Here is a 17,077-nt window from a genome sequence, read left to right on the forward strand (position 1 = left end):
CGTGCCGGGCAGCCGGTCAGGCCGCGTCCGGCTGCCGGTCGTGCGCCGACGCCCTGTCCGCGGGCCCCAGTTCGAACCAGACGGTCTTCCCCACGCCGTGCCGGCGGACGCCCCAGTCGGCGGCGAGCGCCTCGACCAGCAGCAGGCCGCGGCCGCTGGTCGCCTCGTGCGGCCGGGGCGCCCGGGGACGGGGCGGCCGGCCGGTGAAGTCGCGGACCTCCACGCGGAGGTGGCCGTCGTGCACGATGGCGGTGAAGACCGCGTCGTGGCCTGAGTGGATCAGGGCGTTGGTGAGGACTTCCGAGGCGAGCAGTTCGGCGGTGGCCGCCGGTTCCTCGGCGAGGCAGGGCCGCAGCAGGGCACGCAGGGCCCGGCGGACCTCCGGCACCGCCCGTAGGTCGGCGTGGTGCAGAGCCCGGTGCAGGCGCCCGGCCGGGGCGCGGTGCGCGCCGGACCGGGGCGCGGTCTGCGGCCTGTGCCGGGCACCGCGCGCTCTGATGTCCCGCCGGCTCTCCCGGCCGCTCGCCGGGTCCCCCGTCCACGTCACGATCGGTCGTCCTCCCGTCGCCCGTCCCTGCGGCCGTGTCACCGCCGGGGGTGTTCGACCGCCGCTGCCGGCGGTCGAACACGCTCCCGGTGATGCATGCCCGGCCGGCGCGGCGGCACGCCTGACGGGGCCCGCCGGGGCCGTCAGGGCCGGGGGATGTTGCGCAGATTCGAGCGGGCCATCTGGAGCATCTTGCCGACGCCGCCGTCGAGGACCATCTTGCTGGCGGAGAGGGCGAACCCGGTGACCATCTCGGCCTTGATCTTCGGCGGGATGGAGAGGGCGTTCGGGTCGGTGACGACGTCCACCAGGGCGGGCCCGTCGTGTTTGAAGGCGTCCTTGAGGGCGCCCGCGAGCTGCTTGGGCTTCTCGACGCGTACGCCGTAGGCGCCGCAGGCGCGGGCGACGGCGGCGAAGTCGGGGTTGTGGTTGCTGGTGCCGAAGGCGGGCAGGCCGCCGACGAGCATCTCCAGTTCGACCATGCCGAGCGAGGAGTTGTTGAAGAGGACGACCTTCACCGGCAGGTCGAGTTGGACGAGGGTGAGGAAGTCGCCCATCAGCATGGAGAATCCGCCGTCGCCGGACATCGAGACGACCTGCCGGTCCCGCTCGATCAGCTGGGCGCCGATCGCCTGCGGCAGGGCGTTGGCCATCGAGCCGTGGCTGAACGAGCCGATGACGCGCCGCTTGCCGTTGGGGGTGATGTAGCGGGCCGCCCAGACGTTGTTCATGCCGGTGTCGACGGTGAAGACGGCGTCGTCGTCGGCGAGGTCGTCGAGGACCGAGGCGACGTACTCGGGGTGGATCGGGACGTGCTTGTCGACCTTGCGGGTGTAGGCGCTGACCACGCCCTCCAGGGCCTCGGCGTGCTTCTTCAGCATCCGGTCCAGGAAGCGGCGGCTGGTCTTCGTCCGTACCAGCGGGGTGAGGCAGCGCAGCGTCTCGCGGACGTCGCCCCAGATGGCGAGGTCCAGCTTGGAGCGGCGGCCGAGGTGCTGGGGCCGGACGTCGACCTGGGCGATCTTCACGTCGTCGGGCAGGAAGGCGTTGTACGGGAAGTCCGTGCCGAGCAGGATCAGCAGGTCGCACTCGTGGGTCGCCTCGTAGGCGGCGCCGTAGCCGAGCAGGCCGCTCATGCCGACGTCGAACGGGTTGTCGTACTCGATCCACTCCTTGCCGCGCAGCGCGTGGCCGACCGGGGCCTTGAGCTTCTCGGCGAACTCCATCACCTCGTCGTGGGCGCCGGCGGTGCCGCTGCCGCAGAAGAGGGTGACCTTCTCCGCCTTGTCGATCATGTCGACCAGCTTGGCGATCTCGCTCTCGCCCGGGCGGACGCTGGGGCGTTCGGTCACCAGCGCCGTCTCGATGGACTTCTCGGGGGCGGGCTTGTCGGCGATGTCGCCGGGCATGGTGACGACGCTGACGCCGCCCTGGCCGATGGCGTTCTGGATGGCGGTCTGCAGGAGCCGGGGCATCTGCTCCGGGCTGGAGATCATCTCGCAGTAGTGGCTGCACTCCCGGAACAGCAGCTCCGGGTGGGTCTCCTGGAAGTAGCCGAGCCCGATCTCGCTGGAGGGGATGTGGGAGGCGAGGGCGAGCACCGGGGCCATCGAGCGGTGCGCGTCGTACAGGCCGTTGATGAGGTGGAGGTTGCCGGGACCGCAGGAGCCGGCGCAGGCGGTGAGCTGGCCGGTGATCTGTGCCTCGGCCCCGGCCGCGAAGGCGGCGGCCTCCTCGTGCCGTACGTGCACCCAGTCGATGCCGGGAGTACGGCGGACCGCGTCCACGACGGGGTTGAGGCTGTCACCGACCACGCCGTACATCCGCTTCACCCCCGCGCGGACGAGGATGTCGACGAACTGTTCGGCGACGTTCTGCTTGGCCATGCCTCACGCACCCCATTTCCCGCACCTGTGCGGCTCGGACGGATTCACCGGTTCCCCGCAGCGGGTACCCGGTGAATCCATCAAGTCACGCGGCGGCCGGTCACGCCTCCCAGACGGCGGCCGCCGTCCGGTCGTCGGCGTACCCCTCCACCCGCAGGCGGGCGTCGGCGAGGAAGCCGTCGAGCCCGGGCGCAGGGCCTTCGCCCCAGCGTGCGCCGAGGCGCGCGGCGAAGGCCGGCTCCTCGCGCAGGGGGGCCGCGAGCCCAGCGGTGCTCAACAGCAGCACGTCACCCGGGCGGCCTACCGAGGCCCGGAAGCGGAACGGTGCGCGGACCGGTTCGACCGCCGGTTCCCAGGGGCCCGGCGGTACCGCTATGCCCAGGTCCACGGGGGCCCGCCCGCCGGCGTCGGCCACCGCGTCAGGCCGCGCGTCGCCATGTTCGCCGGGCCGCGGCTCCAGGTCCTGCCAGGTGCCGTCGCGCAGCCGGTGCAGGCCACCGTCGCCGACGCCGAAGAAGACCCGGGTGGCGCACGCCGGGTCGGCGGGGAGCAGCAGGCAGCGGAGCGAGGCGGTGTACGCCTCCGGTCCGACGCCCAGTTCGGCGGCTCGGGCCCGCAGCCTGCCCAGGACGTGGTCGGTCAGCCGTCGCAGCCCGGAGGCGAGTGCGGCCCGGCGGCCGTCGCGGAGGTCGCCCGCCAGGCGGGGCTGGCTGCGGCCGACGGCCCGGGCGATCCGCCCGCACGCCTCGGCGGCCGCCCGGTGCGCCTCCGTGGCGCTGCGGGCTCCGGTGGCCGCCGCCACCAGGACGACGGCGTCCTGGCCGGTGCCGAAGCGGGCGGTCAGCAGCGCGTCCCGGCGCGGCTCGCCCCGGAAGCGGGCGGAGTCGCCGCGCAGTGAGACGGCCCGCAGGGTGAGGGAGCCGTGGCGGCCGCCGTCCAGCACCGTGTCGGGCACCAGGTGGTCCAGGTGATCGGGGTCGGCGGCGGGCAGCGCGGCGGGCTCGGCGTCATAGGTGGGCGGGCCGTCGCCCACGTACGGCGGCTCGGGCACCAGACCGGCCCTCGGCCCGGGAGGCGCCCCGGACCCGCCCGGCACCCGCGGCCCGCCCGCAGGCGGTACGGGCGCGGGGGCGACGGCGCGTTCCCCGCGGCGGTCCCGGCGGTGCGGGAGGCGTTCCGGCGCGGGCGGCAGCTCTGTGACCGGGGCCGACGCGTCCTCGTCAGGGGCGGGTCCGGGCGCCGGCGGGGCCGGTGTGTCCGGGCAGCCGTCGGTGAAGGGGGCCGGGGCGTGCGGGGGTCTCATGGCGGCCGGCCACAGGGTCTCGCCGCTGTCGCCGCCGGAGGCGCTCCAGGTGTCGAAAGGCGGCGTCCGCCGGGGCCGGGCGGTGCCGGCCCGCGGGTCCCCGGCCGGTACGGGAGCTTCCTTCGGGCCGGGCGCAGTGGCCGGGCCGGCCGGCGGGAGGTGGCCCGCGGACGCCTCGGGGACGCCGTTCGTGGTGGTCCCGTCCGCCGCCGTCCCGGCCACCGGGCCGGACCGGTCCGCACCGCCAGGGGTCGTCGGTGAGCTGCGGTGGGCCCACCGGCCGAGGGGCCAGGGCGGCCCGGTGCCGGGTGGCGGCTGCGCAGGGGAGGTCCGTGGCCGGCCGGCCGCCGGATCCGGCTCGGGACCGGGGTGGCGCGGTGCGTCCTGCCCGGGGTCCCGGGGCGGCTCGGCGGCCGGGGGTCGGCCTTGGGCGCTCGGCCCCTCGCCGGTCCCGCGCCCGTCGGTGGGTGCTTGCGCCTGCGGCGGGCGGGGCGGGCCGTCGGCTGGTTCGGGGCCGGTGTGCGGGGGGCGGGCTGACGCGCTCCCCGGTGCGTCGGGTCCGGTGTCGGTACCTCGGGGGGCGGCTTCGGTCTCCGCGACGGCCCGGGGGGCGGAGGGGCGCTCCGGCGGACCGGTGGGGCGGCCTCCCGGTCCAGCGGCGTCCGCGAACTGGTCGAAGACCCCCGGCCCGGAGCGCGGGGCCTCGGCGTGACGGTTCGGGGGGCTCTCCTCGGCCTCCCCTTCGCCGGGTGGAGCCTGCTCCCTGCCCGGGCCGGCCGGGGCGCCCTCGCCACGGGGCGGGCCGTCCTCCCGGCGGGCGGGGGTGCCTGCCTGCGGGGGCGCGTCCGCGTCCCGGCCGGGACTCCCCGTCCCGCGAAGGCCGCCGCCCCGCCCGCCCCGGTCGGCTCCCTTCGCTCCGGTGCGGGGGCCGTCGGCCGCCGCCGGACGGGCTGCGCCCTTCGAGGGGGACCGCCCAGCGCCGCGCGCCCCCGCCTCCGGGCGGCGCGGGCCGTCCCGTTCCGCTCCGTCCCCCGTACCCGACCAGGGTGCCCCGGCCGACGGGCGGCCGTCCGGGCTCCCTGCCGTGTCCGTGTCCGTGTCCGTGTCCGGGTCCGGGGCCCGCGGTACGCCGGTGCCGTCCGGCGTCGCTGACCCCGCGTCGGCCCGGTCGGGGCGGTCCGCGGCGGCCCGGTCGCCCCCGCCCGCCGGCTCCCTGGCCGCGTCGCCGCGCGGGTGCCGGCCGGAGCCCTCCCGGGCCTCCGGCGCCTGGGGCGGGAGGGACGCCGCTCCCCCGGGCTCCGTGCGTACCGGGCCGGGGCGGGCTCCGGTGGGCGCCGCCGCGCCGGGCCGTTCCCACCAGGCTCCCGGCTGTCCGGGGGCGGGAGCCTGGGGCGGGACGCTGCTGAGCGTGCCCGCCGCCGAGGCGAAACGGTCGTCCAGGCTGTCGCCGGCACCCGGGGCCGGGCCCGCGTCCTCGGCGACGTCGTCGTACAACTCGGCCCACCAGGCGTCCTCCTGGGCCGAGGTGCCCGTGCGCCTGTCCCCCTGATGACTCATGTCCTCGATTGTCCACCGCGGGCGGCGCGGGAGAACGGGAGAGGCGGGATTTTCGGCCGCCGCCCGCCCGCGGGACCCGAAGACCGCCGGGCGGCCCCACCCCCCACGGGAAGGACGCCCGGCGGCGTCGGCACGACCCGGCCTAGGCGCGTTCCAGGTGTAGGTGCGCTTCGGGACGGCGGACGGCGGTTTTCCTCCCCCTGTCCGGCGGGAGCGTGACGCGGCTCCGAGCGGGCACGCGAGGCTCCGGCGACGGAGACCGGGAGGAGGAATCGCCGCAGGCCCGGCCGGTTGCCGGGTCGCGGTGCGGACACAGTGGCAGACGGTCCGGGGGTACGGCGATGATGAGCGGGGGCGGGTTTGTGCCGTGGCTGGTTTCCGCCAGCCGGTGGCCCGCCGGTGAACGACCGGGGAGGGGAGCGGCGATGCTCGCGGCGATAGGTCTGGACGAGCGGCACGAGGCGGCGTACCGCGCACTGGTGGCGGTCGGAGTGGCGGAAGTGCCGGAGCTGGCGCACCGCCTGGCGCTGGACGAGGCGGAGGCGGCCCGGGTCCTGCGCCGCCTGGAACAGCACGGGCTGGCGGCCCGGTCGACGGCGGCGGCCGGCCGCTGGGTGGCGGCACCGCCGGGCGTGGCGCTCGGCGCGCTGGTGACGCAGCGCCGGCACGAGCTGGACCGGGCCGAACTGGCCGCGGCGCTGCTGGCGCAGGAGTTCCGCGCCCGGGCCGCCGAGCCCGCGGTGCACGACCTGGTGGAGGTGGTGACCGGTGCGGAGGCGGTCTCGCAGCGCTTCCTCCAGATGCAGTTCGGGGCCAGGCAGGAGGTCTGCGCACTGGTGACCGGCTCCCCGGTGGCGGTCACCGGCCAGGAGAACGCGGCGGAGGACCAGGCGGCGGACCGGGGGGTGGTGTACCGGGTGGTGCTGGAGCGGGAGGTGATCGCCGGCCCCGAGGGACTGCGTGAGGTGGCGGCGGCGATGAGCCGCGACGAGCGGGTGCGGCTGGTGGAGCGGGTGCCGACCAAGCTGGTGATCGCGGACGGCTCGTTGGCGATGGTGCCGCTGACCTCGCGCGGGGCGGCGGCCCCGGCGGCGCTGGTGGTGCACGCCAGCGGGTTGCTGGAGTCCCTGACGGGGCTTTTCGAGGCGGTCTGGCGGGACGCGCTGCCGTTGCGGCTGGGGGCCGGTGGCCCGGTCGAGGAGGAGCCGGACGGCCCGGACGTGACGGATCTGGAGATCCTGTCGCTGCTGCTGGCGGGGCTGACCGACGTGAGCGTGGCCAAACAGCTGGACCTGGGGCTCCGCACCGTCCAGCGCAAGGTGAAGCGGCTGATGGAGCTGGCGGGGGTGACGACCCGGCTCCAGCTGGGCTGGCACGCCTACGAGCGGGGCTGGGTGGCGCGCGGCCCGCGCGGCTGACCGGACGGAACGCCTGGGCCACCCGGCCGGCGGGCGCCCGGACGCCCCGTCCGGCCTGCGCGCGGGGCGCGGGGCGCACAGGCTGGGTCGATGGATGCCTGGGAGCTGCTGCTGGTCGGGGTGGTGCTGGTGCTGGGCGTCGTGGGTGTGCTGGTGCCGGGCCTGCCGGGCACCTGGCTGGTGTGGGCGGCGACGCTGTGGTGGGCGCTCCAGGACAGGTCGTCGACGGCCTGGTGGGTGCTGGTGGGCGCCTCCGTGCTGCTGCTGGTCGCACAGGCGGTGCGCTGGCAGTTGCCGGGCCGCTCGGGTGACCCGATGGGGGCGCGGCTGGCCCAGTGGGCGGGGTGGGGAGCGCTCGCCGGGTTCGTGGTGGTGCCGGTGGCGGGGGCGCTTCCGGGGGCGCTGGTGGGGTTGTACGTGGCCGAACGGATGCGGCTGGGCCGGTGGGACGATGCCGCCGTCTCGGTCCGGGACGTGCTGCGGCGGGGCGGCTGGCGGGTCCTGGTCGAGCTCTTCGCCTGCCTGCTGGTGGCGGCCGCCTGGGTGGGCGCGCTGGTGTGGGGGTGAGCCCGGGGGCGTACGCGGGGGTCCCGGGTCAGCCCGCGGGCGTCGTGGTCCGGGCACGCTCCAGGCCGAGCAGCCAGGTCTTGCGGTCCACTCCCCCGGCGTAGCCGGTCAGGGAGCCGTCGGCACCGACGACCCGGTGGCAGGGGCGCACGATCAGCAGCGGGTTGGCTCCGATCGCACCGCCCACCGCGCGGACCGCGGGCCCGCCGACGCCGATGCGGGCGGCGAGCTGCCCGTAGCTCACGGTGGTGCCGTACGGGATCTCGTCCAGGGCGGCCCAGACCCGGCGCCGGAAGTCGGTGGCGGGCGGGGTGGCGAGGCGGAGGGTGAACGGGGCGGGGTCCCCGGCGAAGTAGGCGTCGAGCTGGCGGCGGGCCAGGGCGAAGGGCGCCTCGTCGCGGACGCTGCCGGGCGCGGGCAGGCCCTTGGCGCCGGGGGCGCCGGGGACGGTCAGCGAGGTGAGGGCGCCGGTGGCGTCGCAGGTGAGGAGGAGGTCCCCGAGGGGTCCGGGGTGGGTGGTCCAGTACGCGGTCATGGTTCTTCCTGGCGGTGCGGGTGGTGTCCTGGCCGGTGTGGCCGGGCACCACCCAGTGTGCCGAGCCCGGCGGCCGGGAGCTGGCGGGAATACGACATGGCGGTCCGGCGGCGGCGCGCGGCGGCTCCGCCGGTGGCCCGCCGGTCCTGCCGCCACAGCGGACCGGCGGGCACCGGGGGCCCGGGACGCCCCGGGCCCCCGCGTGCCGGGCCTCTCGCCGGGCCCGGCACGGGTATCGGTCAGCGGAGACGACCGCGCTTGGCGTCGGCGGCGGCCCGGGCCTCGGCTCCCCTGATCCGCCACTCGCGGCGGATCTCCTGGCGGAGGCGGGCGTCGGTCTTGGCGACGATGCGCTGGTTCTCCCGCTGGAGTTTGCGGTAACTCTCCAGGCGCCGTGCCGGCAGTTCGCCGCCGTCGACGGCGGCGAGGACGGCGCAGCCCGGCTCGCTGTGGTGGGCGCAGTCCTGGAAGCGGCACCGCCGGGCGTACTCCTCGATCTCGGCGAAGACCCGGTCCACGCCGGTGCCCGCGTCCCACAGGCCGACGCCGCGCAGTCCGGGGGTGTCGATGAGGACGCCGCCGCCCGGCAGCGTCAGCAGGTTGCGGGTGGTCGTGGTGTGGCGGCCCTTGCCGTCCATGTCGCGGACGGCCCGCACCTCCATCGCCTCCCGGCCGATCAGGGTGTTGGCGAGGGTGGACTTGCCCGCCCCGGACTGGCCGAGCAGCACGGTGGTGCCGGAGCCGGCCAGCGCCGCCAGGCGCTCCAGGCCGGTGCCGTCGGCGCTGCTGACGGCGAGGACGGTCACACCGGGCACAGTCCGCCCGACGTCGGAGAGGAGGTGGCCGAGGGTGGCCGGGTCGGGCACCAGGTCGGCCTTGGTGAGGACGACCAGGGGTTCGGCGCCGGACTCCCAGGCGAGCGCGGTGAAGCGTTCGATCCGGGCCAGGTCGAGTTCGGCGGCGAGGGAGACGGCGATGACGGCGCGGTCGATGTTGGCGGCGAGCACCTGGGCGTCGGAGCGCTTGGAGGAGCCGGAGCGGACCAGAGCGGTACGGCGCGGCAGGTGGTCGCGGACGTAGCGCGGGCTGCCGCCCTCGGGGTCGAGGGCGGCCCAGTCGCCGGTGCAGATGACCTTCATCGGGTCGCGGGGCACCACGAACGCGGTGTCGGCGCGGACGGTGCCGTCCGGCGTGACCACGTCGCACTGGCCGCGGTCGACGCGGATGACCCGGCCGGGGACGAGGCCGCGGGCGGCCCAGGGACGGAAGGCGTCCTGCCAGCCGTCGTCCCAGCCGTAGGGGACGAGCGGCGAGGCGAGGGCGGTGGAGCGGTCGGGGACCTCGGAGGAGGCGGGGAGGGGCAAGGGGGAGACCCTTCGGAGGGCGGCCCCCTGGGCGTCGTACGGGCCGGTGGTTACCGGTCGGTCGCCCGGGGGCGGCGGGGCTGGGGAATGGCACGCTGAGTGCGGGCGAAGCCCGTCTCGGTCTCGACAGCCATCGGTCACACCTCCCGGTTCGTACGACGTGGGACAGTGACGGCGCGTCGGCGCGCGGCCACCGTCGTGAACTGTGAGGACCGTAGCCCGCGGCGGGCTGAGGGGGCCACAGGTTTTTCCGGACCGAGGTCGCCGCCCGGTCCGCACGGCGGTCCGAGCCGCGCACCCCGCGCGAAACCCGCCGCGGGGCTCCGTGCGCACGCGGCCAGGGGCGCGCGGTCCCAACCCTGTGCGCCGGCCTCGCGAGTGCGGGGGCGAGGGTGGCGAGGACGCGAGGGTGAGTTCCCGCCGTGCGGCGGTGGCCCGCGCCCGCGCCGCCGCCCGTGGGCCGAGTGCGTCCCCGGCGGGCTGGCGGCCGAGGAACCGCTCGGGCTCGAAGGGTGAGGGAGCGGGGGCGCGGCCAGAGCACCGGGTCGTGGTTGCGCCCGTGGAGACCGAGCAGCACCCTGTGCGCGGCGCGTCGCGCGCCCCCGCCACCGCGGTTCGCGGGCGGCGAGCCCGCCCGCGAACCGACGGGTCGAACGGGCAGCGGCGGCGCACCTCGTGGCCGAGGACCCCGGCCTCCGCCGGAGCGCCCCCGGCGGGGTACGCGCGGAGCCGGGGCCACCGGCGGGGGCGTGCGCGGCGAAGACGACGCACCGGGTGACGGCGGCCGTCGGCCGCAGGACGTCGAGCGGTCCGACGGCGGCGGTCAGGGGATCGAGGAGCGTCCCGTCGGCGTCCCCGGTGGACGGCGGCCGCGTACGCCGCCGTGGCCTCGCCGGCCGCGCCGCCGCCGCTCGCGCGGAGCTTGACGGTCTCGGGCGCGAAGTGGTGGGCGCCTGCCCGGAGATGCGTGGTGCACCACAGGCGCCCAGGACGCCCGGGGCTACCGCTCCAGTTCCTCGTCCACCGGCGGCTTCGGGGCGTCGCGCAGGTGCTGCGACAGTCCGGGCTTGCCGCCCTGCCGGGCCTGCGCGCCCTTCTCGCCCGGGGTGCGGTGCATGTCCGAGTCGGGGTCGAGCCGGACCGAACGGGCGATGTCCTGGCGGGACCCGTACTGCTCGGCGGGGATCTCCTGGAGCGCCACGACCACCTCCCCGGACGCGCCCGCCCGCCTGGCCGTCTCCACCAGCGTCTCCTTGCCGGCCGGGAAGTCCACGGCGTCGATCGCCTCGAAGATCTCGTCGAGCGTGGTGTGCGCGGTCATGGGGGCACCTCCTGGGGGTCACCGGGGCGCGTAGGGGCGCCCGTACGCGGGGCGTGGGCGCGAACGCCCGCCACCAGCCATGCTCCGCCCTGGAGCCGGTGCCCGCACGCCCAGACTCTGCCGGGGCCGGGCAGCGGGGCTAGCGTGGAGAGGACGGCCCGAACGCGTACACCCGTGCGCCGCGGGCGCATCGTCCACGGGAAGGTGGTCCTCGTGCCCCAGCACCCGCCCGGCCAGCCCGGCCCCACCGGCGGCCGTACCGGAACAGAACCCGTCCTCGCGCGCAGCGCGCTCGGTCTGCGCCTGGTGATCTCCAGCGTCGCCGTGCCGCTGTTCGCCGCGGTGACCGTGCTGCTGTCGATCTGGGCGTCGAACTCCTCCGAGACCGACACCCCGAGCGGCACCTCGCTCACCGTGACCGCCGCCGTCTTCGGCGTCCTCACCCTGATCGCCCTCGTCGACCTGGTCATCGTGATCCGGCGGCGTTCGCGGGCCCGCGAGGCCGCCCGGGAGGCGCGACGCCGCCAGGACTGACGGCGGCCCGTCAGACCGTCAGCTCCGCCCGCAGCCGGTCCAGGGCCGCCTCGACCCGCAGCGCCTCGCGGGCGTACCGCTCCACGTCGCCCCAGCGTTCGGTGAGCGCGTCGAGGGCGGCCTCCAGGTAGGCCGGGCGGACCTCGGTGAGGACGGCCGCGATCTCCGGGTCCCCGCCCCGCTCCGTGAACCGGCGGACGAACGGCTCGTACTGGGCGCGGACCGCCGCGCCGACCGCCAGGTACTCACGGCGTACGGCCGAAACGTCGGCCCCGAGCAGCAGGAGCAGCAGGGCCGCGCCCCAGCCGGTGCGGTCCTTGCCCGCCGTGCAGTGGAAGAGGAGCGGGTGGGTGCCGTCGTCGGCGGCGGTCTGCACGAGGGCGGCGTAGGCGGAGCAGGCGCCGGGCGAGAGGACCATCCGCCGGTACTCCTGCTGGAACAGCCGCTCGGCCCGTCCGCCGCCCAGCTCCCGCTCGGCGACGGCCGGGTCGGCGAGGAGCGCGTGGAGGCGGGCCGGTGCGGCGTCCGGCCGGGTGCCCAGGACGTCGCCGACGAAGGGACGGGCGCCGGGCGGCAGCACGTCGGGGGCGGCCTGGCGTTCGTCGGTGGTACGCAGGTCGAAGACGACCTGGACGCCGCGTTGCGTCAGGACCGGGTCGGTGTGCGGGTCGTGGCGCGCGAGGTCGGCCGAGCGCAGCAGCGCGCCGGGGCGCACCGACCGGCCCTGCCCGGCGCCGGGCAGCGGGATGCCGCCGAGGTCGCGCAGGTTGGCGACGGTGGCGGCCTCGACGGCCCGGCCGGTCGGCTCGGATTCCATGCGCTCATCGTCGGCCGGGCGGGGCGGGCGCGCACGCCGGGCGGCGGCGGGCACGTCCGGACGGGGCGGCGACGGCCAGGTCGTCCGGGAGGTGCCCCGGGGTCAGCCGGCGCGGCCCGGGCCCCGCGGGGGCGGAGTGCCGGAGCCGGCGGAGAGGCGGCCGATCCGGCCCGCCTGGATGACCAGGCCCTGCTGGGAGCCGCCGCTGATGGTGTTGGTGACCTGGAGGGTGGGGGCGGGCGCCTGGGCGGGGGCGGTCTCGTCGAGGAGGCGGCGCAGTTCGGCGGCGGCCTCCGGGTCGACGCGCAGCAGGCGGCGCAGCCGCAACTGCCACTCCTCCTCGATGTCGGCCCGGTGTTCCGCGTCGCCCCTGCGGTCGGCCTCGGCCAGTTCGGCGCGGGCGGCGGTCAGCTCACCGGCGGCCTGTTCCTCGTCGCCGCCCCGGGCGAAGAGGCGGGCGACCCGCTCGCGCGTGGCCGACCAGGCGTCGGAGACCATCAGGCCGACCAGGGAGCTGGCTCCGCTGGCGGCGAGCGCGGCGAGTTCGGCGTCCACGTTCTTCTCCCCCTGAGGCCGTTCGGCCGCCGAGGGCGGCCGGCGCGGGCCGTGCCGCCCGCTCGCGGTCCACCGTAGGCAGCGGCCGGGCCGGGCGGTAGTCCCCCGTACCGGTGGTGCCCGGACACGCCCCGCGGTGGGCCGGGTTCCGTTTTGCTTTGAGGGCGCGAGGCGCGAGGCTGGGCCCATGAGTACACACTTCGACGTGGTGGTGCTGGGCGCTGGCCCCGGCGGGTACGTGGCGGCGATCCGGGCCGCGCAGCTCGGGCTGCGGGTGGCGGTGATCGAGGAGAAGTACTGGGGAGGCGTCTGTCTGAACGTCGGCTGCATCCCTTCCAAGGCCCTGCTGCGCAACGCGGAGCTGGCGCATCTGGTGAACAACGAGGCGAAGACGTTCGGCATCCGGATCGACGGTGAGGTCACCTTCGAGTACGGCCCCGCCTTCGACCGCAGCCGGACGGTGGCGGACGGCCGCGTCAAGGGCGTCCACTACCTGATGAAGAAGAACAAGATCACGGAGCTGGACGGCCGGGGCACCTTCACCGACGACCACACGCTGCGGGTGGAGGGCCCCGGCAGCGAGCAGACGGTCACCTTCGACCACTGCGTCATCGCCGCCGGCGCCACCACCAAGCTGCTCCCCGGTACGGAGCTGAGCGAGCGGGTGGTGACGTACGAGGAGCAGATCATGACGCGTGACCTGCCCGAGTCGGTCGTCATCGCCGGTGCGGGCGCGATCGGCGTGGAGTTCGCCTACGTCATGCACAACTACGGCGTGAAGGTGACGATCGTCGAGTTCCTGGACCGGATGGTCCCCAACGAGGACGTCGAGGTCTCCAAGGAACTGGCACGCCGCTACAAGAAGCTCGGCATCGAGGTGCTGACCTCGACCCGGGTGGAGTCGATCGCGGACTCCGGGCCCCAGGTGCGGGTGACGGTCAGCAAGGACGGGCAGCAGCGGGTGCTGGAGGCCGGCAAGGTCCTCCAGGCGATCGGCTTCCAGCCCCGGGTGGCCGGGTACGGCCTGGAGAACACCGGCGTGGCCCTGACGGAGCGGGGCGCCATCGAGATCGACGGGCGCTGCCGGACCAACGTGCCGCACATCTTCGCCATCGGCGACGTGACCGCCAAGCTGATGCTGGCCCACACCGCCGAGGCGATGGGCGTCATCGCGGCCGAGACCATCGGTGACGCGGAGACGATGGAGCTGGACTACGCGATGATCCCGCGGGCCACCTACTGCCAGCCGCAGATCGCCAGCTTCGGCTACACGGAGGCGCAGGCCCGTGAGCTGGGGTACGACGTCCAGGTGGCGAAGTTCCCCTTCATGGCCAACGGCAAGGCCCACGGCCTCGGCGACACCGCCGGCTTCGTCAAGCTCATCAGTGACGGCGCGCACGGGGAGCTGATCGGCGGCCACCTGATCGGCCCGGACGTCACCGAACTCCTGCCGGAACTGACGCTGGCCCAGCAGTGGGACCTGACCGTCCACGAGGTGGCGCGCAACGTCCACGCGCACCCGACGCTCGGCGAGGCGGTGAAGGAAGCGGTGCACGGCCTGGCCGGCCACATGATCAACATGTAGTGCGGGACGGGCGCTCCCCCGTGCCGGGCCCGCTGCCGGCCGGACGGGGACGGGGGCAGGCGCCTGCCGGCGGGATCCCGGCCGGGCCGGCGGCCTCCCGCCCCGCGACGCCCTGCTGAAACCCGGGACCGGCCGACGCCGCCGGGGCCTCGGTACCGGGGCGCACGGGAACCGCCCGCCGTCGCGTCCGCACGGGACGAGGCCGCTGCCGCCGGGCCGGCCAAGGCGCCGGCCCCGTGACAGGGCCCCTACGCCGGCCGTGTCCCGCTCACGTACTTCACCGGCACCGGGTACGGCCCTCCGCGGCACCCTCGACGTCATCGTCGCCGGCGGCCGGCCCCTCCACGCCCTCGACCACGGCCTGGGCGGTGCGGCCTGGGCCCTCCCGTCGCCCGCGCTGCTCCGTGCGGGGTACGCCGGGCGGCCCGTTCCGGCGCGTCCGGCGGGCGGGACGGAGCCGGTCAAAATAGGATGATGCGAGGTTTTCCGCGGACGGGCGTCCCCAGCGCGACCCCGGCCGACCCGACGGACCCGGGAGCGGCCGATGAACGGGCAACGCCCCTCGCGCGAGGAGAGCGCGGACGCCCTGCTGACCCGGCTCGGGCGGCTCACCGCGGTGGCCCGGGAACGGGTGGAGGTGCAGCAGGCCCGGGTCGAGCTGGCGGAGGCGCTCCAACGGGAGATGCTCCCGGCCCGCCTGCCCCAGGTCCCGGGACTGCGGGCGGCCGCCCGGTACGCACCGGCCCGTGACGGGCTCGACATCGGCGGTGACTGGTACGACGGCTTCGAACTGGGCGACGGCACCCTCGGCTTCTCCATCGGCGACGTCCAGGGCCACGACGTGGAGGCCGCCGCCTTCATGGGACAGGTCCGGATGGCGCTGCGGGCGGTGGCCAGCACCGTCAGCGACCCCGGCGAGATCCTCGGCCGCGTCAACGACCTGCTGGTCTCGGTGGACGGCCCGCTCTTCGCCACCTGCTCCTTCCTCCGCTTCGACCCGGCCACCAACGAGCTGCACAGCGCCCGGGCCGGGCACGTCGGTGCCGTCTGGGCGGCCGTGGGAGGCCGGGGCGGTGTCGCCGAGGACGTGGGCGGTCTGCCGCTCGGCATCCTCTCCGGCGAGCGCTACCCCGTCACCCGCCGCCGCTGGACCCGCCCGGGGGCGTACGTGCTGGTGACCGACGGCGTCGTCGAGGGACCCTCGTTCTCCATCGAGGAGGGCCTCGCCCGCGTCACGCAACTGGTGACCGCGGGCGTCGGACTCGACCCCGGCTCACTCGCCGACCGGGTGATGCGCGTGGCCGGGCGCACCGGTCACCTGGACGACGCCGCGGTCCTGGTCCTCGCCCACGAGGGCACGCCGCCGGGGGGCTCCCGCCCGTGACCCGCGGCCCCGACGCCCCGCGCCGCTGGTGGCACCTGGCCCGGCCCCGCGACCGGGGCCCGGCGGGACCCGGGGCGGGCGGCCCGCCCGGCGCCCACGAACCGGCACCGCCGGAGGAGGCGGCCCCCTCGGGCGTCACCGTACGGTCCGCCCCGCCCGGTGGCGCGCCGCCGGAGGGCACCGGTTCGTGGCGGGCGGGGCTCTCGCTGGAGCAGTTGCGGCGGACCGGCGCGGGCGGGGGCGGGCGGCCCGCGGAACCGCCCGTGCGGGCGCTGCGGCTGGTGACGCTGATCCTCGCCGTCGGCCTGGCGTACTACGGTGCGGGGCGGCTCGGCCTGCTGCGGCAGGTGGTGGTGGAGGGGGCCGTCGTGACACCCCTGTGGCTGCCCTCGGGGGTCGCCCTCGCCGCGCTCTTCGCCTTCGGACCCCGCATCGCCCCGGGCATCACCCTCGGCATGCTCGCGGTGACCTCCACCATCAGCCCCGTCTCCACGTTCTCCGTGGTGATGGCGGTGGGCAACACCCTGGCGCCGCTCCTCTCCTGGTACCTGCTGCGGCTGGCCGGGTTCCGGCCCTCGCTGGAGCGGCTGCGGGACGGGCTGGCCCTGGTCTTCCTCGGGGCGCTCGGCGGGATGACGGTGAGCGCCGCCGTCGGCACCGGGACCCTGCTGGCCACCGGCGAGATCCCCTGGACCCACGTCTGGCCGGTGTGGGCCGCCTGGTGGGCGGGGGACGCGCTCGGAGTGCTCGTCGTGGTGCCGGTGCTGGTGGTGCTGATCCGCCCCCGGCTGCCGCGCGACGTGCTGGGCTGGGTCGAACTGACGGGGCTGTTCGCGGTGACCGCCGCGTTCACCCTGGTGGCCATCTACAGCCCGCTCGACCTGCTGTTCCTCGTCTTCCCGCTGCTGGTCTGGGCGGCGCTGCGGTTCGAGCTGACCGGCAGCGCGCCCGCGGCCCTGATCGTCTCCGTACTGGCGGTGACGGCGGCCGCCCGCCAGGAGGGGCCGTTCGCCGGGCGGACGATGGGCGAGGTCATGCTCAACCTCCAGGCGTTCAACGTCTCGGTGGCCTTGACGGGCCTGCTCCTCTCCTCCCTGGTGACCGAGCGCCGGCACGTCCGCGAACGCATCGAGGACGCCTGCCGGGAACTGGCCGAGGTGGTCGACACGCTGGCTCCCTCCGCCTCCCGCCCACGGACCCGGGAGGCGGAGGGGAGCCGGGAAGCGGGGACCCGGCGGGAGGAGGGCGGGCGCGGTGGCGGCGGCCGGCCCGGTGCCGGGTGGGGCGCCGGCTGACCGGTACCGCCCCCGGCGCGCGGACCGCCGCGCTGCGCCCCGGGTGAGCACTTTCGGACAGTGACTGGCGAGATGCACCAGGTCGGTCCCCGAGGGCGGGCCTTCCCCGCTAATTTCCACATACGCGTAGAGAACGCGGGGCGGCCGCCCGGATCACCGATTCGCACGTTCCCGAAAGGACCCCTGTGGCCTCGATCGATCTGGACAAGGTGCTGGACAAGGCGTGGGCGGAGAAGAGTCTGCCGGAGATCCTCGCGGCGCCGGTCTCCGCGCTGAAGGGCGTCTCGGACCGGGACGGTGAACTCCTCCAGGAGGCGTTCGGCGTACGGAGCGTCGCCGACCTGGCCGGCCTGAAGTACGCGCGCTGGGCCCAGGCCCTGGCCGCACTCGACACCTCCGCCACGTAGCG

15 protein-coding genes are annotated in these 17,077 nt (G+C 76.3%); 7 read left to right on the forward strand and 8 right to left on the reverse strand.

Going from position 1 to position 17,077, the window contains the following annotated elements:
* Positions 1–16 precede the first annotated feature (16 nt).
* From Sdia_RS22135 to Sdia_RS22145, 3 genes are all read right to left on the reverse strand, one after another.
* On the reverse strand, positions 17–547 hold the full coding sequence (locus tag Sdia_RS22135; RefSeq protein WP_370464531.1) for an ATP-binding protein: 531 nt from the start codon (positions 545–547) through the stop codon (positions 17–19).
* A 143-nt stretch (positions 548–690) separates the two neighbouring features.
* Positions 691–2,433: a pyruvate dehydrogenase gene (locus tag Sdia_RS22140; protein WP_100453451.1), complete on the reverse strand. Its 1,743-nt coding sequence runs from the start codon at positions 2,431–2,433 to the stop codon at positions 691–693.
* 100 nt (positions 2,434–2,533) lie between these two features.
* Entirely contained in the window at positions 2,534–3,484 is a 951-nt protein-coding gene (locus tag Sdia_RS22145) for a protein phosphatase 2C domain-containing protein (RefSeq protein ID WP_308435873.1), read from the reverse strand.
* A gap of 2,234 nt (positions 3,485–5,718) precedes the next feature.
* Between Sdia_RS22145 and Sdia_RS22150 the strand changes: the two genes are divergently transcribed.
* Together Sdia_RS22150 and Sdia_RS22155 are read left to right on the forward strand one after the other, a co-directional pair.
* Positions 5,719–6,711, forward strand: a complete 993-nt coding sequence (locus Sdia_RS22150; RefSeq protein WP_100453450.1) for a helix-turn-helix domain-containing protein — start codon at positions 5,719–5,721, stop codon at positions 6,709–6,711.
* 90 nt (positions 6,712–6,801) lie between these two features.
* Positions 6,802–7,278 carry a DUF456 domain-containing protein gene (locus Sdia_RS22155; RefSeq protein ID WP_100453449.1) on the forward strand — a complete coding sequence of 159 codons (477 nt, stop codon included), beginning with the start codon at positions 6,802–6,804 and terminating at the stop codon, positions 7,276–7,278.
* Between the two features lie 28 nt (positions 7,279–7,306).
* Here Sdia_RS22155 and Sdia_RS22160 read toward each other — a convergent pair whose 3' ends face one another.
* The 3 genes from Sdia_RS22160 to Sdia_RS22170 form a co-directional block, all read right to left on the reverse strand.
* The gene (locus Sdia_RS22160) at positions 7,307–7,813 is read right to left on the reverse strand and encodes a methylated-DNA--[protein]-cysteine S-methyltransferase (protein WP_115069168.1); all 507 of its coding nucleotides are present in this window, start codon (positions 7,811–7,813) and stop codon (positions 7,307–7,309) included.
* Positions 7,814–8,052: 239 nt separating this feature from the next.
* Positions 8,053–9,177 carry a ribosome small subunit-dependent GTPase A gene (gene rsgA / locus Sdia_RS22165; RefSeq protein WP_100453447.1) on the reverse strand — a complete coding sequence of 375 codons (1,125 nt, stop codon included), beginning with the start codon at positions 9,175–9,177 and terminating at the stop codon, positions 8,053–8,055.
* Positions 9,178–10,177: 1,000 nt separating this feature from the next.
* The gene (locus Sdia_RS22170; RefSeq protein ID WP_100453446.1) at positions 10,178–10,498 is read right to left on the reverse strand and encodes a DUF2795 domain-containing protein; all 321 of its coding nucleotides are present in this window, start codon (positions 10,496–10,498) and stop codon (positions 10,178–10,180) included.
* Positions 10,499–10,711: 213 nt separating this feature from the next.
* Here Sdia_RS22170 and Sdia_RS22175 point away from each other — a divergent pair, with 213 nt between their 5' ends.
* Positions 10,712–11,032: a DUF6343 family protein gene (locus Sdia_RS22175; protein WP_100454288.1), complete on the forward strand. Its 321-nt coding sequence runs from the start codon at positions 10,712–10,714 to the stop codon at positions 11,030–11,032.
* A 10-nt stretch (positions 11,033–11,042) separates the two neighbouring features.
* Here Sdia_RS22175 and Sdia_RS22180 read toward each other — a convergent pair whose 3' ends face one another.
* Positions 11,043–11,849, reverse strand: a complete 807-nt coding sequence (locus Sdia_RS22180; protein ID WP_189499850.1) for a tyrosine-protein phosphatase — start codon at positions 11,847–11,849, stop codon at positions 11,043–11,045.
* A 102-nt stretch (positions 11,850–11,951) separates the two neighbouring features.
* Positions 11,952–12,404 carry a hypothetical protein gene (locus Sdia_RS22185; RefSeq protein WP_189499849.1) on the reverse strand — a complete coding sequence of 151 codons (453 nt, stop codon included), beginning with the start codon at positions 12,402–12,404 and terminating at the stop codon, positions 11,952–11,954.
* Between the two features lie 187 nt (positions 12,405–12,591).
* Here Sdia_RS22185 and lpdA point away from each other — a divergent pair, with 187 nt between their 5' ends.
* The 4 genes from lpdA (at position 12,592) to Sdia_RS22205 (ending at position 17,075) form a co-directional block, all read left to right on the forward strand.
* Positions 12,592–13,989 carry a dihydrolipoyl dehydrogenase gene (lpdA, locus tag Sdia_RS22190; protein WP_189499848.1) on the forward strand — a complete coding sequence of 466 codons (1,398 nt, stop codon included), beginning with the start codon at positions 12,592–12,594 and terminating at the stop codon, positions 13,987–13,989.
* Positions 13,990–14,533: 544 nt separating this feature from the next.
* Positions 14,534–15,373: a PP2C family protein-serine/threonine phosphatase gene (locus Sdia_RS22195; protein ID WP_100453442.1), complete on the forward strand. Its 840-nt coding sequence runs from the start codon at positions 14,534–14,536 to the stop codon at positions 15,371–15,373.
* Positions 15,370–16,668, forward strand: a complete 1,299-nt coding sequence (locus Sdia_RS22200) for an MASE1 domain-containing protein (protein ID WP_100453441.1) — start codon at positions 15,370–15,372, stop codon at positions 16,666–16,668. Before Sdia_RS22195 ends, Sdia_RS22200 begins: the two co-directional genes overlap by 4 nt.
* A 185-nt stretch (positions 16,669–16,853) precedes the next feature.
* Entirely contained in the window at positions 16,854–17,075 is a 222-nt protein-coding gene (locus Sdia_RS22205; RefSeq protein ID WP_100453440.1) for a hypothetical protein, read from the forward strand.
* The last annotated feature ends 2 nt before the right edge of the window (positions 17,076–17,077 follow it).

It is taken from the genome of Streptomyces diastaticus subsp. diastaticus (assembly GCF_011170125.1).
GTDB classification, from domain to species: domain Bacteria; phylum Actinomycetota; class Actinomycetes; order Streptomycetales; family Streptomycetaceae; genus Streptomyces; species Streptomyces diastaticus.

Coding starts and splice junctions, on each gene's coding strand:
- Sdia_RS22140 (WP_100453451.1), bottom strand. CDS start 2,433: ATGGCCAAGCAGAACGTCGCCGAACAGTTCGTCGACATCCTCGTCCGC.
- Sdia_RS22150 (WP_100453450.1), top strand. CDS start 5,719: ATGCTCGCGGCGATAGGTCTGGACGAGCGGCACGAGGCGGCGTACCGC.
- Sdia_RS22155 (WP_100453449.1), top strand. CDS start 6,802: ATGGATGCCTGGGAGCTGCTGCTGGTCGGGGTGGTGCTGGTGCTGGGC.
- Sdia_RS22160 (WP_115069168.1), bottom strand. CDS start 7,813: ATGACCGCGTACTGGACCACCCACCCCGGACCCCTCGGGGACCTCCTC.
- Sdia_RS22170 (WP_100453446.1), bottom strand. CDS start 10,498: ATGACCGCGCACACCACGCTCGACGAGATCTTCGAGGCGATCGACGCC.
- Sdia_RS22180 (WP_189499850.1), bottom strand. CDS start 11,849: ATGGAATCCGAGCCGACCGGCCGGGCCGTCGAGGCCGCCACCGTCGCC.
- lpdA (WP_189499848.1), top strand. CDS start 12,592: ATGAGTACACACTTCGACGTGGTGGTGCTGGGCGCTGGCCCCGGCGGG.
- Sdia_RS22195 (WP_100453442.1), top strand. CDS start 14,534: ATGAACGGGCAACGCCCCTCGCGCGAGGAGAGCGCGGACGCCCTGCTG.